Below are 23,583 nucleotides of genomic sequence, written 5' to 3'. Positions count from 1 at the left end.
TAAACAGAGCTGAGTTGCAGAATCAGGATGGGGAATGCATGGCCAAGGACAGCATATCGGAACGGGCGGCCAAACTGGCGCTGGCGCAGGACCCGCATGCGGTTCGTGAGCCCCGCGCCAATACGCTCGAAATGGCGATCGGCCATGAGGTGCGCACGTTCCGCAAGAAACTGGGCCTGACGGTTGCCGATGTTGCCGCCGCCACCGGCATGTCGGTGGGCATGCTGTCAAAAATCGAAAACGGCAATATCTCTGCCTCGCTTGGCACGCTGCAATCGCTTTCCAAGGCGCTCGGCGTGCCGATCACCGCCTTTTTCAAAGGCTATGAGGAGCCGCGCAGCGCAAGCTTCGTCAAGGCGGGCGAGGGTGTGCATCTGGAACGGCGTGGTACGCGCGCGGGCCATCATTACAGCCTGCTTGGCCATATCGAAAACAACAGCTCCGGCGTGACGGTCGAGCCCTATCTCATCACGCTCAACACCGAATCCGACGTGTTTCCCACCTTTCAACATGAGGGCATGGAGTTTCTCTACATGCTGGAAGGCGAGGTGATCTATCGCCACGGCGAAAAGCTCTATCGCATGCAGCCAGGCGACAGCCTGTTCTTCGATGCGGATGCCCCGCATGGGCCGGAGGAACTGGTGAAGCTGCCGGCCCGCTATCTCTCGATCATCTCCTACCCGCAGCAGAAGTAGTTTCCCGAAAAGAAAAATTTATTCTCAGTGATTGATTTCCGCTTTTGCCGGTGCTAGCCATATCTCCAACGTCAAATTGGAGATCGCGGCCATGTGCGGCATTGTTGGATTGTTCCTGAAGGACAAAAGCCTCGAACCTCAACTGGGCAGCCTTCTGTCCGATATGCTGATCACCATGACGGATCGCGGACCGGATTCCGCCGGCATTGCTATCTATGGCGGCGCGGCGTCCGGCAAGGGCAAGGTGACGGTTCAGTCCGCCACGCCTGAGGCGGATTTCGCAGGGCTTGAAGAGGCGCTGGCCAAGGCCGGTTTTGCTGCCTCCGTCACGGTGAAAAGCACCCATGCCGTCATCGAAGTGGCCGCGGACAAGGTGGCCGGGGTGCGGGAAGCGCTTGCCGGTATCCGCCCCTCCATCCGCATCATGGGGGCTGGTGAAAGCGTCGAGATTTTCAAGGAAATCGGTCTTCCGAAGGATGTCGTCGCCCGTTTCGATGTCCGCGCCATGGGCGGCACCCATGGCATTGGCCATACCCGCATGGCAACCGAAAGTGCCGTCACCACGCTGGGCGCCCATCCTTTTTCCACCGGCGCAGACCAGTGCCTGGTGCATAACGGGTCGCTCTCCAACCACAACAACCTGCGCCGCGAGCTGATCCGCCAGGGCATGCGTTTCGAGACGCAGAACGACTCGGAAGTTGCCGCCGCCTACCTCACCGCCGAAATGGAGAAGGGTAAGGATCTGGGCGAAGCGCTGACCGGCGCATTGTCCGATCTTGACGGTTTCTTCACCTTCGTCGTCGGCACGCGCACCGGCTTCGGCGTGCTGCGTGACCCGATTGCCTGCAAGCCCGCAGTCATGGCCGAGACTGATCAGTACGTCGCCTTCGGTTCCGAATATCGGGCGCTGGTGAACCTGCCGGGCATTGAAACGGCCCGCGTCTGGGAGCCGGAACCGGCGACCGTGTACTTCTGGGACCACGAAAAAGCAGCCTGATTGGGGAATCTGTAATGCCTGTTTTCGATCTTTCTCACACCCCGCTTCGGGAACTGAACAGCGCGCTGCATAATCTGAGCGCCGGTTCAAATGACACGGCCTTCGAGGTGGTCAATCCGCGTGGCGCACACTCCGTCGCCGTCGGCATCGACAGTCCGGTCACCGTCGAGGTGAAGGGCTCCGTCGGTTATTACTGCGCGGGCATGAATGACGGTGGCACCGTCACCGTCCACGGCTCCGCCGGTCCCGGCGTGGCGGAAAACATGATGTCCGGCACAGTCGTGATCGAAGGTGATGCCAGCCAATATGCCGGCGCCACGGGGCGCGGCGGGCTGCTGGTCATCAAGGGCAATGCCGCCTCGCGCTGCGGCATTTCCATGAAGGGTATCGATATCGTCGTGCATGGGTCCATCGGCCATATGTCGGCCTTCATGGGGCAATCCGGCCATCTCGTGGTGCTGGGCGATGCCGGTGAGGCGCTGGGCGACAGTCTTTATGAGGCAAAGCTTTTCGTGCGCGGCACCGTCAAGAGCCTCGGCACCGACTGCATCGAAAAGCAGATGAAGCCGAAGCATCTGGAAAAGCTGGCCGAGCTTCTGGAAAAGGCGGGTGTGACCGGCGTGAAGCCGGAAGAGTTCAAGCGCTATGGCTCGGCCCGCAAGCTTTACAACTTCAATATCGACAATGCCGAAGCGTATTGAGCGAAGGTGACATCATGAGCTACCACAACCCGAATACGCCGCCGCGCAAATCCGCGACCTTTGACGATCATACGCTGGCGGAAATCCGCCGCGCCGCTGCCACCGGCATTTACGATATTCGCGGCGGCGGCACCAAGCGCAAGGTTCCGCATTTCGATGACCTGCTGTTTCTCGGCGCGTCGATTTCGCGCTATCCGCTGGAAGGCTATCGCGAGAAATGCGATACCTCGGTGGTCCTCGGCACGCGCTTTGCCAAGAAGCCGATCGAGCTGAAAATTCCGATCACTATTGCCGGTATGAGTTTCGGCGCGCTGTCCGGCAATGCCAAGGAGGCGCTGGGCCGCGGCGCGACGCTGGCCGGCACCTCAACCACCACCGGCGATGGCGGCATGACGGATGAGGAGCGCGGCCATTCTGAAAAGCTGGTCTATCAATACTTGCCCTCGCGCTATGGCATGAACCCCAAGGACCTGCGGCGCGCGGACGCCATCGAAGTGGTGGTGGGCCAGGGCGCCAAGCCCGGCGGCGGCGGCATGTTGCTCGGCCAGAAGATTTCCGACCGCGTCGCCAATATGCGCAATCTGCCCAAGGGTATCGACCAGCGCTCGGCCTGCCGCCACCCGGACTGGACCGGCCCGGACGATCTGGAAATCAAGATCCTCGAGCTGCGTGAAATCACCGATTGGGAAAAGCCGATCTACGTGAAGGTGGGCGGCGCACGGCCCTATTATGATACGGCCCTTGCCGTGAAGGCCGGTGCCGATGTGGTGGTGCTGGACGGTATGCAGGGCGGCACTGCCGCGACGCAGGATGTGTTCATCGAACATGTGGGCATGCCGACCCTTGCCTGCATTCGCCCTGCGGTGCAGGCGTTGCAGGATCTTGGGCTTCATCGCAAGGTGCAACTGATCGTTTCCGGCGGTATTCGATCCGGCGCGGATGTGGCAAAGGCGCTGGCGCTCGGGGCCGATGCCGTCTCCATCGGCACTGCGGCGCTGGTCGCCATCGGCGATAACGACCCGCATTGGGAAGAGGAATATCGCAAACTCGGCACCACAGCCGGGGCCTATGACGACTGGCATGAGGGCAAGGACCCGGCTGGCATCACCACCCAGGACCCGGAACTGGCCGCCCGCCTCGACCCCGTTCTCGCCGGTCGCCGCCTTGCCAATTACCTCAAGGTGATGACGCTGGAAGCGCAGACGATTGCGCGCGCCTGCGGCCATAACCGACTGCACAATCTGGAGCCGGAAGACCTCTGCGCTCTCACCATGGAAGCCGCCGCCATGGCGCAGGTGCCGCTGGCCGGCACCAGCTGGTATCCCGGCAAGGCCGGTTTCTGAGATCAGGTGTCCGCGCATTCCTCCCAAGGGCGCGGGCACTTTTTATCTAACATGTGTCCAAATCCAAAAAATCAGGGGAACGACGTGACACAGGATCTTGCCCAATTCGCCGCCGAGCGCGGCATCAAATATTTCATGATCAGCTATACGGACCTGTTCGGCGCCCAGCGCGCCAAGCTGGTACCGGCTGAGGCCATTGCCGATATGCAGAAGGATGGCGCGGGCTTTGCCGGTTTCGCCACCTGGCTGGACCTGACGCCCGCTCACCCGGATCTTTTCGCCGTGCCGGATGCATCCTCCGTCATCCAGTTGCCGTGGAAGAAGGATGTGGCCTGGGTCGCTGCCGATTGCGTCATGGATGACAAGCCGGTGGAACAGGCTCCGCGCGTGGTGCTGAAGAAGCTGGTCGAGGAAGCCGCGTCCATGGGGCTTCGTGTCAAGACGGGGGTGGAGCCGGAATTCTTCCTGATCTCCGCCGATGGTTCGAAGATTTCCGATGAGTTCGATACCGCCGACAAGCCCTGCTATGACCAGCAGGCGCTGATGCGCCGCTACGACGTGATCGCCGAAATCTGCGATTACATGCTGGAACTGGGCTGGAAGCCCTACCAGAACGACCATGAGGATGCGAACGGCCAGTTCGAGATGAACTGGGAATATGACGATGCGCTGAAGACGGCGGACAAGCATTCCTTCTTCAAGTTCATGGTCAAATCCGTGGCGGAAAAGCATGGCCTTCGCGCCACCTTCATGCCCAAGCCCTTCAAGGGCCTGACGGGCAATGGCTGCCATGCCCATATCTCGGTCTGGGATCTCGATGGCAAGACCAACGCCTTTGCCGACAAGGCCATGCCGTTTGGTCTGTCCGCCAAGGGCAAGACCTTCCTCGGCGGCATCATGAAACATGCCTCCGCCTTGGCCGCCGTGACCAATCCCACGGTCAATTCCTACAAGCGCATCAATGCTCCGCGCACGGTCTCTGGCGCAACCTGGGCGCCGAATACCGTCACCTGGACTGGCAATAACCGTACCCATATGGTGCGTGTGCCGGGGCCGGGCCGTTTCGAGCTTCGTCTGCCGGATGGCGCGGTCAATCCCTATCTGCTGCAGGCGATCATCATTGCCACGGGGCTTTCCGGCATGAAGAGCAATGCCGATCCGGGACCGCATCACGATATCGACATGTACACGCAAGGCCATCTGGTGAAGGATGCGCCGAAACTGCCGCTGAACCTTCTCGATGCGCTGCGGGCCTATGAGGCCGATGGCGAATTGCAGGCGGCGCTCGGCACGGAGTTTTCAGCCGCCTATCTCAAGCTCAAGCATGGGGAGTGGAGCACGTTCTGCTCGCAATTCACCGCTTGGGAACACCAGACGACGCTGGATATCTGAAGCGCGCCATACCCTATACCCAACGCAATCCTCGGGCTTGACCCGAGGCTGCATCTCTTTGCGCGACATATCAGTACATAAACCGGGACGACGATGAAGACCTATGTTTTGACCGTAACCTGCCCTTCGACGCGCGGCATTGTGGCGGCGATTTCCGGCTCTCTGACGGAGAAGGGCTGCAACATCGTCGATTCATCGCAATTCGACGATCTCGGCACCGGCAAATTCTTCATGCGCGTCAGCTTCATCTCGGAAGAAGGCGTGACCCGCGAGGAACTGGTGAAGGGCTTCGAGCCGATTGCCAAAAAATTCGCGATGGATGTGGACTTCCACGATGCCAGCCAGCGCATGAAGGTGCTGCTGATGGTCTCGCGCTTCGGCCACTGCCTGAACGATCTGCTCTATCGCTGGAAGATCGGCGCGCTGCCCATCGAGATCGTCGGCGTCGTCTCCAACCATTTCGACTATCAGAAGGTGGTGGTGAACCACGACATTCCCTTCCACCACATCAAGGTGACGAAGGAAAACAAGCCGCAGGCGGAAGCGCAGCTGATGGACGTGGTGGAGCAGACCGGCACGGAGCTTGTGGTGCTGGCACGTTACATGCAGGTGCTGTCAGATGATCTGTGCAAGAAGATGTCGGGGCGGATCATCAACATCCACCACTCCTTCCTGCCAAGCTTCAAGGGGGCAAACCCCTACAAGCAGGCCTATGAGCGCGGCGTAAAGCTGATCGGTGCGACGGCGCATTATGTCACCGCCGATCTCGATGAAGGCCCGATCATCGAGCAGGATGTGGCGCGCATTACGCACGCGCAATCGGCGGAGGATTACGTCTCCATCGGTCGCGATGTCGAGGCGCAGGTGCTGGCGCGCGCCATCCATGCGCATATCCATCACCGCACCTTCATCAATGGCAACCGCACCGTGGTCTTCCCGGCCAGCCCAGGCTCCTATGCCTCCGAGCGCATGGGGTGAGATTGGTGATCAATCTGGTTGAGGGCGGTGATCTGGTCCAGCAGGATCACGGCCTGCATGGCGCTGGTGGCCCCTTGCGGATCGCCGCGTTCGATCTGGGTCACCAGCATGCGGTGCGGATCGAGAAATGGTGCCAAAGCGTCCTGGCGATCGTTTGCGACGATGTGGAGATAGGCGAAGGCGTGGGATAGTTCCACCATGCCGTAGGCGGCGCGTAGAAACGGGTTTCGGCTGGCATCGGCGATGATCAGGTGCAGTTCGAAGTCGGCCAGGCAGAAATTCAGCGGTTCCGCCTGGGAGAGCTCCATTTGCCTCAGCCAGTAATGCATGAGGCGCAACTGGTCGCCGGAGCGAAAGCTGGCCGCTTGCGCTGCCGTCAGCGGTTCCAGCGCCATTCGTACGTCATGCAGGCTTTTCAGGAATTCCCGATCCGGCGATGCATCGAGATACCAGGCCAGAACCTGCGGGTCGAACAGGTTCCAATGGTTTTTCCGCGTCACCTTGGTGCCCACCTTGGGGCGGGATTCCAGAAGTCCTTTTGCCTCCAGCGTCTTGATCGCCTCCCGCAGCACGGTGCGGGAGACGTCGAACTGGTCGCAGAGTTCGGCATCGCCGGGAAGGGTGGAGCCTTGCGGAAACTGGCCTGCGATCACGCCGCTGCCGAGGGCGTGGATGACATGGGAGTGGAAATTGCGTGGCCGTGCCTGCCCCGAGAGCGAGCGAAGCAGGCTCCCCGGTTCGCTCATGCGTGCGCCTTCTTGACCCTGCCGGTTTGCGCGGTGAAGACCAGTTGCTGCAGCAGGATGAACATGAAGAGCAGGAACCCGATCGCGATTTTCGTCCACCAGCTGGAGAGCGTGCCGTCAAAGACGATATAGGTCTGCACTAGCCCTTGCAGCATCACGCCGATCAGCGTTCCGAACACGAAGCCATAGCCGCCCGTCAGCAGCGTGCCGCCTATCACCACGGCGGCAATCGAGTCAAGCTCGATGCCCACCGCCGCCAGCGGATAACCCGCCGAGGTATAAAGCGCATAGACAATGCCCGCCAGGGCGCCAAGGAAGGACGACAGCGCATAGATGCCGATGGTGACTTCAGCCGTCGGAACGCCCATCAGCGAGGCCGACTGGCTGTTGCCGCCAATGGCATAGACATAGGAGCCGAAGCGGGTGCGGTGGGCAATGAAACCGCAGACGACGAACACCAGCAGCATGGTCAGCCCAATGGCGCTCAATCGCCCCCCCTGCGGCAGGCGGATATAGAGGCTGCTCACCCATTTGAAGAAGGGATGATTGATCGGAACCGAATCCTGCGTGAGCACCGAGGCCAGTCCGCGCGCCAGAAACATGCCCGCCAGTGTGACGATAAAGGGCGGCACCTGGAGATAATGGATGACCGCGCCCATGGCCGCCCCGAAACAGGCCCCCAGCACCAGCACGATGGCAAAAGCGGCCAGCGGATGCATGCCGAGATGCGAGACGAGCAGCGCGACGATCACGCCTGTCAGCCCGATCACCGCGCCGATGGACAGATCGATGCCGCCGGACAGGATGACGAAGGTGGCGCCCGCGGCGGCAATGCCCAGAAAGGCGTTGTCGGTCAGGAAGTTGCCCAGCACGCGCGTGGACCACATGCCCGGATATTGCAGGATGCAGAGCCCGTAGGCGACGATAAAGATCAGGGTCGTGGCGGCAATCGGCCGGTAGCGCGGGTTCATCCGGTCCTCTCGGAAGTCTTGCGAAGGGGAAGGGCGGCTGTCTTGCTCTGGCGACCGGCAAAGAGATGTGAAAGCTTTGCCGATTGCAGCACCAGAATGATGATGATGAGCCCCGCCTTGACGATGAGGTTGAATTCCGGCGGAAAGCCGGAAACGAGAATGCCTGTGTTCATGGCCTGGATGATCAGTGCGCCCAGCACGGATTTCGGGATGGAGAAGCGCCCGCCCATCAGCGAGGTGCCGCCGATCACCACGGCGAGAATAGCGTCCAGCTCCAGCCAGAGCCCGGCATTGTTGGCGTCCGCGCCGCGAATGTCACCGGCGGCAATGGTGCCGGCAATGGCGGCGGCCAGCCCGCCGAAGGCATAGACGCCGAGGATGAGCGAACGGGTGCGGATGGCCGTATAGGTCGCCGCCGAGCGATTGGTGCCGATGGCTTCGATGAAGAGGCCAAGAGCGGTGCGCCGCATGATGAAATGGGCGGCCAGCATCAGCACGATGGCGATGACCGCCGGCATGGGCAGGCCGAGCACGGAGCCGGTGCCGATGAAGATCAGGCCCGGATCGTTGAAGGTGACGATGGAACCGGCGGTCATCAATTGCGCCAGCCCGCGCCCCGCCACCATCAGCACCAGCGTGGCCACGAAGGGCTGGATGCCGAGAAAAGCCACCAGCGCGCCGTTCCAGACGCCGCACAAAAGCCCAAGCGCCAGCGTCGCAGCAAGGGTGACGATCAGTGGCTGGCCGCTCGTGGCGCAAAGGGCGGCAGCGGCACCGGCCACGGCCATGACCGCGCCGACCGAGAGATCCACCCCCTTGGTGGCGATGATCGCCGTCATGCCGATGGCGAGAATGGCCACCGGCGCGCCGCGATTGATCACGTCGATCAGGCTGCCGAAAAAGCGGCCATCCTGCCAGGTGATGGCGAAGAAGCCGGGAAAGACCAGCCAGTTGAAGACCAGAACGCCGATGAGCGCCAGAAGCTGCGGCGTGACATAGCGGCGTGGAGAGAGAATTTTCATGCGGCAGTCTCCGTGGCTTCGGCGGCAATGGCCTGCACGATGGCGCCGGGATTGATATCCGCGCCATCCAGTTCCGCCACCATGGCCCGATCCCGCATGACCACGACGCGGGAGGAATAGCTGACGATTTCATCGAGTTCGGACGAAATGACCACCAGCGCCAGCCCGTCTTCCCTGAGGCGGCTGATCATGCGCACGATTTCGGCATGGGCGCCGACATCGATACCGCGTGTCGGCTCGTCAAGAATGAGGAAGCGCGGATCGGTGGCAAGCCAGCGGGCCAGAATGACCTTTTGCTGGTTGCCGCCGGACAAAAGCTTGATCGGCAGATCGGCGGACGCCGTGCGGATATCCAGCGCTTCAATGAAGTTTCCGGCAATTTCCATCTGCTCGTCGCGGTTCAGCGCCTTGAACCAGCCGAGCTTGGCCTGAAGGGCGATCACGATGTTCTCGCGCACCGAAAGATCCCCGAAAATCCCGTCCACCTTGCGGTCTTCCGGGCAAAAGCCGAAGCCCAGGCTTGCCGCCTGTTGCGGAGAACTGACCTTGATCTGCCTGCCGTCGAGGTGGAGAACACCGCTATCGGCGGCATCGACGCCAAACATCAGTCGCACCATTTCCGTGCGCCCGGAACCCAGCAGCCCTGCCACCCCGACCACCTCGCCGCGATGAATGGTGAGATCGAAGGGGTGGACCTTGCCGGTGAGGCCGACATTTTCAAACCGCATCAGCGCTTCGCCGGGTGCACCGTTGTCATCACCGACCTCGGCCTGCGCGAAGGCCAGATCCTTGCCCAGCATCATCCGTACCAGCGCGGTGCGTTCCAGTCCGGAAATCGGCTCGCTGCCGACCAGACGGCCATTGCGCAGCACCGTCACCCGATCACAGATTTCAAACACCTGATCGAGAAAATGGGTGATGAAGACGATGGCCAGCCCACGTTTCTTCAGGATCAGCAGGATTTCGAAGAGTTTCTCGACCTCCGAGCGGTCGAGGCTCGCCGTCGGTTCATCAAGGATCAGCACCTTGCCGGAAAGATCGACGGCGCGGGCAATTGCAACGATCTGCTGGACGGCAACGGAAAAGGTGGAAAGCTCTGCGCGAACATCGATGTCGAGGCCATAGGTCGAGAGCGTTTCGGTCGCGTCCAGGGCCATGCGCCTCTGGTCGACAAGGCCGAAGCGGCGCGGCTGGCGGCCGATATAGAGATTGTCCGCCACCGTCATGTTCGGCAGCAGATTGACCTCCTGATAGACCGTTCCGATACCCGCCTTTTGCGCCTGAAGCGGCGCGGAAAACTGCATCACCTCGCCATCGACGCGAATCTCGCCGCCATCCGGTGAATAGGCGCCGGTGAGAATCTTGATCAGGGTGGATTTTCCAGCGCCGTTTTCCCCCAGCAGCGCGTGAATTTCGCCGCGGCGCAACGCAAAATCCACCCCGTCCAGCGCCCGGTGAGCGCCGAAGATCTTGGTGATGCCACTGGCCGAAAGGACCGGTTCATAAGGTTCGTTCATCGTCTTGGCAATCCTGCAAGGCGGTTGAAGAGGGCCGGGCGGCCTTAAGTGCCCGCCCGGCCAATCCATTAGAGCATTTCGGTGTTTCACGGAAACAATGAAATGCTCTAACTCTTTGTTTTTACGCATTTCCGGGCGGAAAGCCGGTTCCCACTTTTCCTGGAAAGGCTCTAGTATCCCAGACCCTTGCGCTTTTCATATTCGCCCTTGGGATTCTCGGCGGGCGTATAGAGCTTGGATTCGGTGATGATGAACTTTTCCGGCTCCTTGCCGGTCTTCTTGTAGGCGTCCAGCGCATCGAAGGCCGGGCCTGCCATGTTCGGCGTCAGCTCCACGGTGGCATTGGCTTCGCCTGCCGCCATGGCCGCGAAGATATCCGGCACAGCGTCGATGGAGACCACCAGAATATCCTTGCCCGGCTTCAACCCGGCATCCTTGATGGCCTGAATGCCGCCGACAGCCATGTCGTCGTTATGGGCATACATGGCGCAGATATCCTTGCCGCCGTTTTCGGCCTTCAGGAAGCCTTCCATCACTTCCTTGCCCTTGGCGCGGGTAAAGTCACCCGTCTGGCTGCGGGCGATGGTGATGTTGGAGTGCCCGGCAATGGCTTGCTCGAAGCCCTTCTTGCGGTTGATGGCCGGGGTGGAGCCAACGGTGCCCTGAAGCTCTACCACCTTGCAGGGCTTGGAACCCACGGTCTTCACCAGCCAGTCGCCAGCGACCTTGCCTTCCTTGACCTGATCGGAGGCCACGGAGGTGAGGTAGAGATCCTTCGGCGCATCGACGCCGCGGTCGAGCAGGATGACAGGGATTTTGGCTTCCTTGGCTTCGGTCAGCACGTCTTCCCAGCCGGTCGCCACCACGGGCGCCACGAGAATGGCATCGACACCCTGGGCGATGAAGCCGCGAATGGCCTTGATCTGGTTTTCCTGCTTCTGCTGCGCATCGGCGAATTTGAGCGTGATGCCGCGCTTTTCGGCTTCCATTCGCGTCACCGAGGTTTCAGCCGCGCGCCAGCCGGATTCCGAGCCGATCTGCGAGAAGCCGACCGTCATGCCTGCCGCCAGGGCCGACGTCGAGGCGAGCGCCAACATGCCTGCGCCAAGCGCAAGCTTACGAAGTATAGACATGGATTTCCTCCCCAAAGGCATAGAAGAGCGCCGCGAAAACTTGAGTTTCGCTGGTCTATGCATGAAAATCTGAAGTTTCCTCTTCCTCCAGGCGCTGCCTCCACAGCGCATTCTTGAATTAGTCCAGAATGAAGAAAGTGTAAAGCTGAATAATATGATTATTTATGCTGCATTGCAGCAATTCGCCTGCCGATATTTAAGTGATCTGGCATGCAAAGAGTAACACGGCTTTTTCCCTTGCCAAGCACCTCTGCCTGAACCCCGCAGCCACGGCCTTCCAAAATGCTGGCGAACGGTCTAAGCTTCTGTTCCATCCTGGCCGCCTGCCTTCGACTTCGGGTGATTTTGTGCGGCTGGTCCATCTCTCTCCACGGTGGCGGATCGATCCGCACCGTCCTGCCGGGTGCATGATGCTCAACGCTGAAGAGGCGCTGCAATTTTTCGAGAAGAACCCAGACATTGAGGTTCTTGAAGCTTTTGTCATCGATGTGAATGGCGTGCCGCGCGGAAAATGGATCCCGCGGGAACGCGCGCTCGACGTGTTGACCAAGGGCATGGCCATGCCGCGCTCCGTCTATGCGCTCGATGTCTGGGGCCGCGACGTTAACGCTGCGGGGCTGGCGGAAGGCACTGGCGATCCGGATGGCTTGTGCTTTCCCGTGCCAGGCACGCTGTCGCGGGTGACGTGGCTTTCACGGCCCACCGCGCAGGTATTGCTGCAGATGCAGGTGAATGGCGAGCCCTTCTATGCCGATCCGCGCCGCGTGCTGGCCAATGTGCTGGAGCGGTATAAAGCGGCGGGCCTGACGCCGGTGGTGGCGACGGAGCTGGAATTCTACCTGATCGACCCCGTGCGGTCAGCGCTCGATCCGGTGCGTCCGCCCAATACGCGTGAAGGCCGCTGGCATACCGGCCAGACGCAGGTGCTCTCGATTTCCGAGCTTCAGGATTTCGAGGAGGTCTTCTATGGCATCTCTACCGCCGCCCGCGCCCAGAACGTGCCCGCCGATACGACGCTGCGCGAAAATGGCCCCGGCCAGTATGAAATCAACCTCAATCACGTGCCGGATGCGCTGGCGGCGGCAGATTATGCCGTGCTCTTGAAGCGCATCGTCAAAAGCGTTGCCCGCGCCAATGAACTCGATGCCACCTTCATGGCCAAGCCCTATGGCATGCAGGCGGGCAGCGGCATGCATGTGCATTTTTCGGTGCTCGATCAGGCGGGCCGTAATATCTATGTGGGTGAGGAGGGCCCATCGGAAAGGCTGATGCATTCCGTGGGCGGGCTTCTGGAAAACATGGGCGAGAGCATGGCGATCTTTGCGCCGCACCAGAACAGCTATCGCCGGCTGCGCCCTTCCGAACATGCGCCGACCTATGCCTCCTGGGGCTTCGATAACCGCTCGGCGGCGGTCAGGGTGATCACCGCCTCGAAGCCCGCAACGCGGATCGAGCATCGCGTGGCGGGAGCCGATACCAATCCCTATCTGGTGCTGGCGATGATCCTGTCCGCCGCCCTGGCAGGCATGAAGGAAAAGCTTTCGCCGGGCGGCGCGATCACCGGCGACGATCATGCCATCAATCACGAGCCTCTACCGACCAATTGGGATTATGCGCTGCAGCGCTTTGCCCGCTCCAGCTTTGCCTATGCGGCGCTGGGGCCGAAATATCGCGGCCTCTACACCGCCTGCAAGCAGCAGGAGCTTTCCGAATTTTCCCTGCGCGTCACCGATGTGGAATATGACGCCTATATCCGGACCGTGTGAGATGAAGACCAGCAGCACTTCTCCTGCCAATCCCGGCCATGCCAACACCTGGTATGCCCACAGCGCCAATGACAAGCTGCTGCGTCCAGCCTTGCAGGGCGAGATCGAGGCGGATGTTTGCGTCATCGGTGCAGGCTTCACCGGCATTTCGGCGGCGCTGCAACTGGCGGAAAACGGCTACAAGGTCGTGGTTCTCGAAGGCGAGCGCATCGGCTTCGGCGCATCGGGCCGCAATGGCGGGCAGATTGTCAACGGCTATAGCCGCGACCTCGAAACCATCGCCAAGCGTTATGGGGCCGACAAGGCGGTCAAGCTTGGGGAAATGTCGCTGGAAGGCGGCCAGATCATTCGCGAACGGGTGGCGCGATACGATATTCAATGCGATCTGGTGGATGGCGGTTTCTTTGCCGCCTTTACGGAAAAGCAGATCCGTGAAATGGACGCGGTACGGGCGCACTGGGAAAAGCACGGCCATTCCGGGCTGGAAATGGTATCCCGGGCCGAGGTCGGGCGCTATGTGAAGAGCGACCGCTATGCCGGGGGCATGATCGACAGGTTCGGCGGCCATATCCATCCGCTCAATCTGGTGCTGGGCGAGGCGCGGGCGGTAGAGGCGCTGGGCGGGCAGATTTTTGAAAAAAGCCGCGTCATCGATGTCGAGACAGGCGCACAACCTGTGGTCAAGACGGCGGCGGGCCGGGTCAAGGCGCGGTTCGTGCTGGTGTGCGGCAATGCCTATCTCGGCAGTCTGCTGCCGGCAATCACCGAAAAGATGATGCCGGTCTCCTCGCAGGTCATGGCGACCGAGCCCTTGGACAAGGCGCTGATCGAAAGCCTGCTGCCCGCCAATTACTGCGTGGAAGACGCCAATTATGTGCTGGATTATTATCGACGCACCGCCGACAACCGCCTGCTTTATGGCGGCGGCATCGGCTATGGCGGGCAGGACCCGGCGGACCTCACAGGCGTGATCCGGCCCAATATGTTGAAAACATTCCCACAATTGCAATCTGTTAAGATCGATTTTGCCTGGAGCGGCAATTTTGCCCTCACCTTGACGCGCATTCCGCATATGGGCCGGCTTTCGGACACTGTGTTTTTCTCGCATGGCGACAGTGGACATGGCGTCACCACGACCCATCTTCTGGGGAAGATCCTGGGTGAGGCAGTGAGCGGCCAGATGGGCCGGTTTGACGTCTGGTCGTCCTTGAAGGCCTATCCCTTCCCGGGCGGCAAGACCTTCCGGGTGCCGCTGACGGTGCTGGGAGCCTGGTGGTACGGCTTGCGTGACCGCCTGGGTCTTTGATACCGCTTTGGGTTGAATTTTTTTGAAGAAAGAGAATAGACGATGGCACAGTATCCCGATACCGATCTTCTCATCCGTGGCAGCTGGCGTTCCGGCGGTGGCGGTGCGATCGATGTCGTCAACCCCGCCACCGGCGAGGTGATCGGCAAGCTGGCCAAGGCGGATCGCAAGGATCTGGATGATGCGCTGGAGGCTGCCGCCGCCGGTTTTGCCGTGTGGCGCAAGACGAGCGCCTTCGACCGCGCGAACGTCATGCGCAAGGCGGCGGACATCCTGAAATCGCGGGTGGAAGAAATTGCGCCGGTGCTGACCATGGAGCAGGGCAAGCCGCTCCAGCAGGCTCGTAACGAAGTCAATTCCGCTGTCGAAGCCATCTGCTGGTTTGCCGAGGAGGCAACCCGCACCTATGGGCGGATCATCCCGGCGCGGGGTCCTGATATCGTGCAGAATGTCATCAAGGAGCCGGTGGGGCCGGTGGCGGCCTTTACGCCGTGGAATTTCCCGATCAATCAGGCCGTGCTCAAGATTTCGGCGGCGGTGGCGGCCGGGTGCTCGATGATCGTCAAAGGCCCGGAGGAAACCCCGGCCAGTTGCGCTGCCCTGATCAAGGCCTTCGTGGATGCGGGTCTGCCTGAGGGCGTTCTCAACCTCGTCTATGGCGTGCCCTCGGAAATTTCCTCCTATCTCATCGCCCATCCCGTCATTCGCAAAGTGTCCTTCACCGGCTCGACGGCTGTCGGCAAGTTGCTGGCGGAGATGGCCGGCAAGCACATGAAGCGGATTACCATGGAGCTTGGCGGGCATGCGCCCGTGCTGGTTTTTGACGACGCTGACCTGCAAAGCGCGGTCAAGACCATGGCGCGGGTGAAATATTACAATTCTGGCCAGATCTGCATCGCGCCCACCCGCTTCATGGTGCAGGACAAGGCCTTTGACAATTTCGTGGCCGATTTCGAAAACGAGGTCAGCAAGGTGAAGGTCGGCGACGGTCTGGAGCCGGATGTCACCATGGGGCCGCTGGCCAATGAACGGCGCCTCTCGGCCATGGCCGAACTGACCGAAGATGCCGTGAAGCACGGCGGCAAGCTGCTGGTGGGTGGCGAGCGCATTGGCAATCGCGGCAATTTCTTCGCGCCAACCATCCTGCTTGAAACCGATCGGTCCGCAAAAATTCAGATCGATGAGCCCTTTGGCCCCGTGGCGTTGATCAGCCGCTTCAAGACCTATGACGAGGCGGTGACGGAAGCAAACCGGCTGCCTTATGGCCTTGCGGCCTACGCCTTCACCCGTTCGGCCAAGACGATGAACGGCCTGTCCGAGGATGTGGAAACCGGCATGTTGAGCATCAACCAGCACGGTCTCGCCCTGCCGGAAACGCCCTTTGGCGGCGTGAAGGATTCGGGCTATGGCAGCGAAGGTGGCGCTGAGGGTATCGAAGCCTATCTCCAGCCGAAATTCGTGACGAAGAAGCTGATTTGAAGGCTGAAAGACCGCAACTTTTACAGCGCCGTGCGCCATATATGGCGCACAAAGGTTCGCTGTAACGCTTTACATCTGCTGCATAATTTTATCCTTAAATCGATTCCGATTTAAGGAATTATGCAGTAGGCTTTGCGCATTTCCGTCCGGAAATGCGCAAAGCCTATTCCTGCACCCGTGTCAGATAGGCGGCGGTCTGGCTCGGGCCGGGGATGATCGCGACGATCTTCATCTGCGCGATCATTCGATTGGCGGCGGATTCGAGATGGGTTTCCATCATGGCGGCAGCGGCGGTGACGGCACCGCGCAGCAAGAGCTCGACGATCAGTCGCAATTCGGTGACGACTGCCGGATCGCTCGGCAGGCCAAGGCGGCGCAGTAGCCGTTCCGCCGCGTGCACAGGCAGGAGATTGTTGCGTGCCATGTCGCTCAGCCGTTCATTGGCGCCGCTGAGCACGCAGGTTTCCAGAAAAAGCCCCTGCACCTCCTCGATGGAGCCGGCATGGTGGACCGGGTCCAGACGCTCCAGTTCGCCGAGCCGGGCAAGCAGCGCCATCAGGGCAGGGCGTCCGATGCCGGAGGCATTGGCGGCAATTGCCTGCGGTTCAACGATCCGCCGCAGCACGAAATGGTCCTTGACGGTCTGGGCCGTCAACGGACCGGCAATCCAGTGGGAGCTTTGGTTCTTGCGCACCAGACCGCGTTCCATCAATCGCGCCAGCACATCGCGCACCACAGTGCGGCTGACGTTGAAATGGCTGGCAAGTTCGGTTTCCACGATGCGGTACTGGCCGAAGACCACGCAGCCCGCGACATCGGCTTCAACGATATTGTAGATACGCTCCCAGGACGAGCGGCTCTGCAGTGCCTCATCGGCATGGGCGGGAATGGCAAGGCCGAAAGTGCGGATATCGGCGCGGATCGGTTCGATGTTCTTACCCGCAGGCCCCACCAGAAAACCGCGCCCGGCAAAGCGGTGCACCAGGTTTTCGCTTTCCAGCCGTTGCAGCGCCCGGCTCACCGGCACGCGCGAAATCTGCAGAATGTCGGCAATCGGCCCCTCAAGCAGCACGAGACCGGGCGGTAAAGTGCCGTCGGTAATATTTTGCCGCAGCACGGTCTCAGCGATTTCATATCGCTTGCGGCTGGTGCTGATCGCAGGGTCGTCGGTGGGCGTGCTCATGATCAGCATTTATATCGCATCTCCCGTGCCTGCCTATCGAATTCCTGCACACAAACAGCCGTTTTGAGTGCGGTAAAAATGAACTTTGAATACCGAATAAAATCTCTTCTTTCTGATTTTTATCAAGCCCAAACAGCGCCAGCAAGGCATTGTCCTGAAGTGGGAGTGGAGTTTCCGGACGTAACCGCCTTGTTGCTCTGGATTTTAAGGCATTTTGCCGGGTGTCAAGGTCTTCTTTGTCGCGCCTTCTCTTTGTGTTCATTTTCTGAAAAAAGATCATTGAATACAAAAATCAATTATGTCATGGTTGCTTCATAAGCGCTCGCAGAAGCGCGGAGTGGAACAGACGACAGTCACTACAGACAATTCGAAGGTGTCGGTTCGCACTATTGCGCGCCTGACCGAGGCTTGAAACGTGGGCGTGAAGGTCATGCCGGCGACGGCGAAGCCTTGTCTTCGATCAGGTGCTGTCATCAAACCGGGATCGAGAGCATGAGTGCGGCGATAGAACTGTCCGGCATCGTCAAGGCCTACGGAGACCAGCGGGCGCTGGATGGCGTCGACATGGCGCTACCGGAAAATGCCTATATTTCGCTTCTGGGGCCGAGCGGGTCCGGCAAGACCACCTTGCTACGCGTCATCGCCGGGTTCGAGGCTCCGGATCGTGGCCGGGTGTTGTTCGGCGGGCGGCGCATCGACGGGCTTGCGCCCCACCAGCGCGGCATTGGCTTCGTATTTCAGAATTTCGCACTTTTCCCGCATCTTTCGGTGGCGGGCAATATCGCCTTCGGGCTGGAGCAGCGGGAAAAGGATCCGGTGACCGATCCGGCCAAGGTCAAGGCGCGGGTGCGGGAGATGATCGCCCTTGTCGGCCTCTCCGGGCTGGAGGATCGCGCCGTCATCCAGATTTCCGGGGGGCAGCGGCAGCGCGTGGCGCTGGCCCGGACGCTGGTGACAGAGCCGAACATGGTGCTGCTGGACGAGCCGCTCGGGGCGCTGGATGCCAATCTCAGGGCACGCATGCGCGGCGAGTTGCGCAGCATTCGCGAACGCTGCGGCGTCACCTTCCTGCATGTGACGGGCAGCGAGACCGAAGCGCTCGCCATGGGCGATCAGGTTCTGGTGCTGGATCGTGGCCGTATCGCCCAGGCCTCGCCCTCCGGCGAGCTTTACAGCAATCCCGCATCTCCGGCGGTGGCGCGCTTTCTCAATTGCTACAATGTGCTCACCGGCAGGCCGGAAAAGGGTGTGTTCCACACCGCCGCCGGGCGGTTGCCGCTCGGCTCGCACCTCAGGCCCGCTGCCGAGGCCGCCTATGCCATCCGCTATGACCGGATCGATGTCCGCCCGCTCGGGGCACCCATTGCCGAGGATGAGGCCCGCTTCGAGGGCACCTTCCTCGCCTCCGAATATTCGGGCTCTGCCGTCAATTCCTTCTTCAATCTCGATGACGGCCAGGTGTTCGAGGTCGAGGCGCATCTCAGCCGGAAGCAACCTGAAACCTATCAGGAGCATGGCCGCTACGCCCTCGTCTGGAAAAGGGAGGATGCGCTTGTTTTCGCTTGATAAACTGACAAACAGCTTCAGGGAGGGCGCTCAATGACGGCGGTCGTTTCCTCGCAACAGGCGGTGGTGGCTGAGGCGGAAGCGCCGCGCCGCGTCAACCGCTCGCTCTGGCTGCTTCTGCCCGGCATTGTCTGGATGAGCCTGTTTCTGGTGCTGCCCATTCTGATGATGGTCTATGTGTCCTTCTGGACGCAGACCACCTTCAAGATCGAGCCGGTGCTGACGCTGCAAAGCTGGGTGACCTTCTTCACCAGCGATACCTATCTCGGCGCGTTGTGGACCACGGTGCGGCTCTGGCTGATCGTGCTCGCCGCAACCCTGGTGGTGGGCTATCCGGCAGCCCTTTATGTCGGGCTGTTCGTGAAGAACAAGACCGTCCAGACGGTGCTGCTCGTCCTCTGCGTCATTCCCTTCTGGACCTCCTTTCTCATTCGCGTTCTGGCCTGGCGGCCAATGCTGGGCAAGGAAGGGGCGATCAATCTGATCCTCACCCATTTCGGCATCATCGATCATCCCATCGAGGTGCTGCTGTTTTCGGAACTGTCGGTCATTATCGGCATGACGCAGATCTACTGCGTATTCATGGTCGGCCCCATCGCCTTCATGATGGGCCGCATCGACCAGTCGGTGCTGGAAGCCGCGCAGGATCTCGGGGCGGGCTTCTGGCGCATCTTCCGCACCATCATTCTGCCGCTCTCCATGCCGGGTGTGGTGGTCGGAGCCATTTTCGTCTCTGTCATGGTGCTGGGGGAGTTCGCAACCTCGGCAGCGCTGTCGGGTCGCAAGGTCAATCTGCTCGGCAATATCATCGTCACCCAGGTCGGATCGCTGAAATGGGCCTTTGCCGCTGTGGCGGGCGTGGTGCTCACCATTCTTATGGGCGCGGTCGTTGCGGCGCTGCTCCGGGTGGTCGATCTCAGGAAGGAGCTGTGATCATGAACAATGGCGCCATCAAGCTCGGGCTCGGGGCCTATACCGCGCTCTTTCTGGTCTTCCTCTATGGACCGCTGGCGGTTCTTGCCATCCTCTCCTTCCAGACCGGGCCGGAGGGCGGCCCGCAATTCCCGATCATCGAATGGTCGACCTATTGGTATCGGCATCTCTTCGGCCTGACGCCGCCCTCGCGCGTCTCGCCGCTGCCGATCAATGATGCGCTGGTGCGGTCGCTGTTGCTGGCGGGCATGACGATGATCGTCTCCACCGTGCTCGGCGTTGCCTCCGCTCAAGCCTTCCGGCGGAAATTTCGCGGCTCCGGCATCGTCTTCTACCTGATCGTACTGGGCATGATGGTGCCGGGGGTTCTGGTGGGACTGGGCATGGCGCTGGTCGCCAACACGCTCGGCATCGACAGGCACTGGTGGGGCACGGCCTTCGTGCTGCATGTGGTCTATACCTTCCCCTTTGCCTTTCTGGTGATGCTGGCCATCTTCAACCGCTTCGATCCGAGCGTCGAGGAGGCGGCATGGTCGCTCGGCGTCAGCCCCTTGCGCACCTTTCGCAAGATCACCTTTCCGCTGATCTTTCCGGGCGTGCTGTCGGCCATGCTGTTTGCCTTCACGCTCTCCTATGACGAGTTTTCCCGCACGCTTTTTGCCTCGGGACGCGATCTGACGCTGCCGCTTGCCATTTACGGCACCTTCTCGGTGGAAGTGCATCCCAATGTCTTTGCCTTCGGCGTGCTGACTACGCTTTTTTCCTTCGCGCTGCTCGGCACCTATGCCGCACTGATGGTGCTCTCCGTGCGCCGCGCCAAACGCATCGCCATTCAGGAGGAAGCATGATGGCAGAGCTTCAGAAGAGCGCCATCGTCACCGGCGCAGGGTCCGGTATTGGCCGGGCGATTGCGATCAGGCTGGCCGCGGATGGCTATGCCGTGCTGGTCAACGATCTGAAACAGGAGCGGGCTGAAGCGGTGGCGGATGAGATTCGCGCCGCCTCGGGCAGGGCTAAGGGCTTTGCCGGGGATGTGTCCAGCGAGGCGGATGTCACGGCCATTCATCAAGCGGCGGTTGCGGCTTTCGGGCCGGTCACGCTGCTGGTCAACAATGCAGGCATCGCCCATCAGGCCTTTTTCGAGGATTTGAGCGTCAAGCATTTCGACCGGATGTTTGCGGTGCATGTGCGCGGCACGTTTCTGATGATGCAGGCGGTGCTGCCTTCCATGCTGTCCGCCGGGCAGGGCGTCATCGTCAACGTCGCCTCGCAGCTCGGGCAGATCGGCGGCGTTCAGCTCGTGCATTATTCCGGCGCCAAGGCGGCGATCATCGGCATGACCAAGGCGCTGGCGCGCGAGGTTTCGGCGCGTGGCGTGCGTGTCAATGCGGTTGCGCCGGGGCCGATCAATACGCCGCTGGTCATGGAGCTTTCCGAGGACTGGCGCGCCGCCAAACGGGCGGAACTGCCGCTTGGCCGCTTTGGCGAGCCGGAGGAGGTGGCGGCCACGGTGTCTTTCCTCGCCTCCGATGAGGCCGCGCTATTCGTCGGCCAGACGCTGGGGCCGAATTCCGGCGATGTGATGTTGTGAAGGAAAAGTCGATGTCAGCACAAAAGCGCAATGTTCTCATCACGGGGGCCGGGATCGGCATCGGTCAGGCTGCGGCCCGGGCGTTTGCGGCGCTGGGCGACCATGTGATCGTCACCGATATTCTGGAACAGGAAGGCGAGGCAACGGCGGCGGCTATCCGCGCAGACGGCGGATCGGCGGAATTTCTGCCCTATGACGTGCGCTCGCCAACCCGTGCCGATGAGATTGTCGCCGATGTCGAGGCCCGGCTCGGGCCGCTCGACGTGATTGTCGCCAATGCCGGGATCGCCCACCGTACACCGCTCTACGAATTGACCGACGAGAAGTGGGACCTGACCTTCGACATCGATCTCAAGGCCATGTTCCGGCTGGTTCGCGCCGCAGCCCCCGCCATGCGGGCGCGCAAGTCCGGCAGCGTCGTCGCGCTCTCCTCGATCATGGGCATTGCCTATGGCTGGGATGAGCATGTGCATTATTCCGCCGCCAAGGCCGGGGTGATCGGTCTGGTGCGGGCGCTGGCGGTGGAGATGGCGCGCGATGGCGTGCGCGTCAACGGCGTTGCCCCCGGCTATATCCGCACCGCCCAGCTTCTCTCCGAGGAAAATTCGCTGGGTCCGGTGGAGGCCGAAAAGGCCGCCGCCTTCATTCCCATGGGCCGTCTCGGCGACCCCTCCGATATCGCCGATGTCATCACCTTTCTCGCCTCCCAAGCCGCCCGCTACATGACCGGTCAGGTCGTGGTGGTCGATGGTGGCCTGCTGGTGGGGCGGTACTAGAGCATTTCCAGGAAAAGTGGAATCCGGTTTTCCGTCCGGAAATGCGTAGAAACAAAGAGTTAGAGCGCTGATCTGAAGCAATCAGATCGAAAAGCGCTCTTACCCCCCTGTTTTCAAGGACAGGCAAGACAAGAGGGCGAAGCCCCGAAGCATTTTGGTCGAAACGTCAGCTCATGGGGGCCGGGGTTTCAGGGGAACAAGAACTGGAGAAGGACCATGTCGAAAATGGAAATCAATCGCCGCTCCGTGCTCAAGGCATCGGCAGGTGCCATGGCGCTGGCAATGGGGGGCGGTACGCCCTTCCTCGGCTCGAAAAAGGCTTATGCCGCCTCGCTCGCCAGCCAGCAACTGCGCACCATCGGCCTGTCCGTGACGGTGCAGGAGCGTATTCTCGATGACTTCAAGAAGGCTTCCGGCGTCGGATCGACCTCCGGCACGGCGGCAACTTTCCCAGATGCCCAGACCAAGATTCTCTCGGGCTCCAAGGATTACGATTGCTGGGAAATCATCGCCGAGCGTCTGCCGTCGATCGTCATGACCAACAATGTCGATCCGATTCCGGCGTCTGGCCTGAAGAACTGGGCCAATATCCGCGAAACCTTCATCAAGCCCTCCGACAAATGGGACCTGAAGGCGCAGATCGTCGGGCAGATCTGGGCCGATGAAGGCAAGACGGTGCTGAACATGGTGCCAGCCGTCTATAACTACGATTCCATCGGCTATAACCCGGATGTGCTCTCCGCCGAAGAAGCCAATAGCTGGACGGCGATCTTCGACAAGAAGTGGAAGGGCAAATCCGGCCTCAACACCGATCCGCTGATCGCCATCGGTCAGGCCATCATGGCCATGAACACACTCGGCCTTCTCAATGTGAAGAACCCCGGCAATCCGAGCGCCAAGGAAATCGACGAAGCCGCAGCCTTCCTGATTTCCAAGAAGAAGGAGGGTCAGTTCCGCGCGCTCTGGGGCGATTTCGGCGAACTGGTCAACCTCATGGCTTCCGGCGAAATGGTGGTCTGCGATGCCTGGCAACCTGCCGTCATGGCGGTCAAGGCGCAGGGCAAGGCCTGCAAATATGCCGTGCCGAAGGAAGGCTATCGCGGCTGGGCCATTGGCCCCTCGATGATCGCCGGCACCACCAACAAGGATGCGGTGATTGCCTATGCCGATTACTGGCTCTCGGGCCAGCCGGGCATCACCGTTTCGGAGCAGGGCTACTACTCGCCCTCCACCAATATCAAAAGCGTTATGAACCCGGACAAATATGCCTTCTGGTACGAGGGCAAGCCGTGGAAGGGCGCGCCGGAGCGCGGCATCAAGGAAGGCGACCTGCGCGATGGCGGCTCGCTGGAAGAGCGCGCCAAGAACGTCGCCTATTGGCATCAGTGGCCGGATGAATACGACCACCTCATCCAGAAGTGGGACGAATTCCTGAACGCCTGATCTTTGCCTCGAGCCGCTCAGGACCCGCACATCTTGGGCGGCGGA

General features: G+C 60.9%; 22 protein-coding genes. 15 read left to right on the top strand and 7 right to left on the bottom strand.

Features of this window, described 5'->3' with window-relative positions:
• Nucleotides 1-38: 38 nt before the first annotated feature.
• The 6 genes from QO005_RS21905 to purU all read left to right on the top strand — a co-directional run bounded on the left by QO005_RS21905 (nt 39) and on the right by purU (nt 6,106).
• Nucleotides 39-695, top strand: coding sequence for a helix-turn-helix domain-containing protein (locus tag QO005_RS21905; RefSeq protein ID WP_307160150.1), 657 nt, complete (start codon nt 39-41; stop codon nt 693-695).
• Between the two features lie 91 nt (nt 696-786).
• Complete coding sequence (locus QO005_RS21900) at nt 787-1,692, top strand: class II glutamine amidotransferase (RefSeq protein WP_307160149.1); 906 nt, start codon at nt 787-789, stop codon at nt 1,690-1,692.
• A gap of 14 nt (nt 1,693-1,706) precedes the next feature.
• Entirely contained in the window at nt 1,707-2,393 is a 687-nt protein-coding gene (locus tag QO005_RS21895; RefSeq protein WP_307160148.1) for a GltB/FmdC/FwdC-like GXGXG domain-containing protein, read from the top strand.
• A gap of 14 nt (nt 2,394-2,407) precedes the next feature.
• Nucleotides 2,408-3,736, top strand: a complete 1,329-nt coding sequence (locus QO005_RS21890) for an FMN-binding glutamate synthase family protein (protein WP_307160147.1) — start codon at nt 2,408-2,410, stop codon at nt 3,734-3,736.
• Nucleotides 3,737-3,820: 84 nt separating this feature from the next.
• A complete protein-coding gene (gene glnT, locus QO005_RS21885) occupies nt 3,821-5,128 on the top strand; it encodes a type III glutamate--ammonia ligase (protein WP_307160146.1) in 1,308 nt (435 codons plus the stop codon).
• 93 nt (nt 5,129-5,221) lie between these two features.
• The gene (gene purU / locus QO005_RS21880) at nt 5,222-6,106 is read left to right on the top strand and encodes a formyltetrahydrofolate deformylase (protein ID WP_307160145.1); all 885 of its coding nucleotides are present in this window, start codon (nt 5,222-5,224) and stop codon (nt 6,104-6,106) included.
• On the opposite strand, the gene QO005_RS21875 is transcribed toward purU, so the two are convergent.
• The 6 genes from QO005_RS21875 to QO005_RS21850 form a co-directional block, all read right to left on the bottom strand.
• Nucleotides 6,082-6,852: a FadR/GntR family transcriptional regulator gene (locus tag QO005_RS21875; protein WP_307160144.1), complete on the bottom strand. Its 771-nt coding sequence runs from the start codon at nt 6,850-6,852 to the stop codon at nt 6,082-6,084. The genes purU and QO005_RS21875 overlap by 25 nt on opposite strands.
• The gene (yjfF, locus tag QO005_RS21870; RefSeq protein ID WP_307160143.1) at nt 6,849-7,823 is read right to left on the bottom strand and encodes a galactofuranose ABC transporter, permease protein YjfF; all 975 of its coding nucleotides are present in this window, start codon (nt 7,821-7,823) and stop codon (nt 6,849-6,851) included. Before yjfF ends, QO005_RS21875 begins: the two co-directional genes overlap by 4 nt.
• Entirely contained in the window at nt 7,820-8,845 is a 1,026-nt protein-coding gene (locus QO005_RS21865; RefSeq protein ID WP_307160142.1) for an ABC transporter permease, read from the bottom strand. The genes yjfF and QO005_RS21865 overlap by 4 nt, the downstream gene beginning before the upstream one ends.
• A complete protein-coding gene (locus tag QO005_RS21860) occupies nt 8,842-10,362 on the bottom strand; it encodes a sugar ABC transporter ATP-binding protein (RefSeq protein ID WP_307160141.1) in 1,521 nt (506 codons plus the stop codon). The genes QO005_RS21865 and QO005_RS21860 overlap by 4 nt, the downstream gene beginning before the upstream one ends.
• A gap of 170 nt (nt 10,363-10,532) precedes the next feature.
• Nucleotides 10,533-11,495, bottom strand: a complete 963-nt coding sequence (gene ytfQ / locus QO005_RS21855; protein WP_307160140.1) for a galactofuranose ABC transporter, galactofuranose-binding protein YtfQ — start codon at nt 11,493-11,495, stop codon at nt 10,533-10,535.
• Nucleotides 11,496-11,653: 158 nt separating this feature from the next.
• The gene (locus tag QO005_RS21850) at nt 11,654-11,809 is read right to left on the bottom strand and encodes a hypothetical protein (protein ID WP_307160139.1); all 156 of its coding nucleotides are present in this window, start codon (nt 11,807-11,809) and stop codon (nt 11,654-11,656) included.
• A gap of 93 nt (nt 11,810-11,902) precedes the next feature.
• Between QO005_RS21850 and QO005_RS21845 the strand changes: the two genes are divergently transcribed.
• From QO005_RS21845 to QO005_RS21835, 3 genes are read left to right on the top strand one after another with little or no spacing between them, the layout of a single operon-like run.
• Nucleotides 11,903-13,261: a glutamine synthetase family protein gene (locus QO005_RS21845; RefSeq protein WP_307160138.1), complete on the top strand. Its 1,359-nt coding sequence runs from the start codon at nt 11,903-11,905 to the stop codon at nt 13,259-13,261.
• Nucleotide 13,262: 1 nt separating this feature from the next.
• Nucleotides 13,263-14,567 (top strand): NAD(P)/FAD-dependent oxidoreductase, encoded by a 1,305-nt coding sequence (locus QO005_RS21840; RefSeq protein ID WP_307160137.1) that lies wholly within the window; start codon nt 13,263-13,265, stop codon nt 14,565-14,567.
• 42 nt (nt 14,568-14,609) lie between these two features.
• Entirely contained in the window at nt 14,610-16,046 is a 1,437-nt protein-coding gene (locus tag QO005_RS21835; protein WP_307160136.1) for an NAD-dependent succinate-semialdehyde dehydrogenase, read from the top strand.
• Nucleotides 16,047-16,209: 163 nt separating this feature from the next.
• Here QO005_RS21835 and QO005_RS21830 read toward each other — a convergent pair whose 3' ends face one another.
• A complete protein-coding gene (locus QO005_RS21830) occupies nt 16,210-17,229 on the bottom strand; it encodes a GntR family transcriptional regulator (protein WP_370878135.1) in 1,020 nt (339 codons plus the stop codon).
• Between the two features lie 492 nt (nt 17,230-17,721).
• On the opposite strand from QO005_RS21830, the gene QO005_RS21825 reads away from it, so the two are divergent.
• The 6 genes from QO005_RS21825 to QO005_RS21800 all read left to right on the top strand — a co-directional run bounded on the left by QO005_RS21825 (nt 17,722) and on the right by QO005_RS21800 (nt 23,538).
• Nucleotides 17,722-18,795, top strand: coding sequence for an ABC transporter ATP-binding protein (locus tag QO005_RS21825; protein ID WP_307160134.1), 1,074 nt, complete (start codon nt 17,722-17,724; stop codon nt 18,793-18,795).
• A gap of 33 nt (nt 18,796-18,828) precedes the next feature.
• Nucleotides 18,829-19,728 carry an ABC transporter permease gene (locus QO005_RS21820; RefSeq protein ID WP_307160133.1) on the top strand — a complete coding sequence of 300 codons (900 nt, stop codon included), beginning with the start codon at nt 18,829-18,831 and terminating at the stop codon, nt 19,726-19,728.
• A gap of 2 nt (nt 19,729-19,730) precedes the next feature.
• A complete protein-coding gene (locus QO005_RS21815; RefSeq protein ID WP_307160132.1) occupies nt 19,731-20,576 on the top strand; it encodes an ABC transporter permease in 846 nt (281 codons plus the stop codon).
• Nucleotides 20,573-21,319, top strand: a complete 747-nt coding sequence (locus QO005_RS21810) for an SDR family NAD(P)-dependent oxidoreductase (protein WP_370878134.1) — start codon at nt 20,573-20,575, stop codon at nt 21,317-21,319. The genes QO005_RS21815 and QO005_RS21810 overlap by 4 nt, the downstream gene beginning before the upstream one ends.
• Before the next feature lie 11 nt (nt 21,320-21,330).
• Nucleotides 21,331-22,095, top strand: a complete 765-nt coding sequence (locus QO005_RS21805; protein WP_307160131.1) for an SDR family NAD(P)-dependent oxidoreductase — start codon at nt 21,331-21,333, stop codon at nt 22,093-22,095.
• Nucleotides 22,096-22,311: 216 nt separating this feature from the next.
• Entirely contained in the window at nt 22,312-23,538 is a 1,227-nt protein-coding gene (locus QO005_RS21800; RefSeq protein ID WP_307160130.1) for an ABC transporter substrate-binding protein, read from the top strand.
• Nucleotides 23,539-23,583: the final 45 nt, after the last annotated feature.

Origin of the sequence: Allorhizobium paknamense (assembly GCF_030815125.1) — a bacterium.
Classification (GTDB): domain Bacteria; phylum Pseudomonadota; class Alphaproteobacteria; order Rhizobiales; family Rhizobiaceae; genus Allorhizobium; species Allorhizobium paknamense.
Note: the sequence above shows the minus strand (reverse complement) of the source record. Positions and strands in the feature narration are given on the sequence as shown.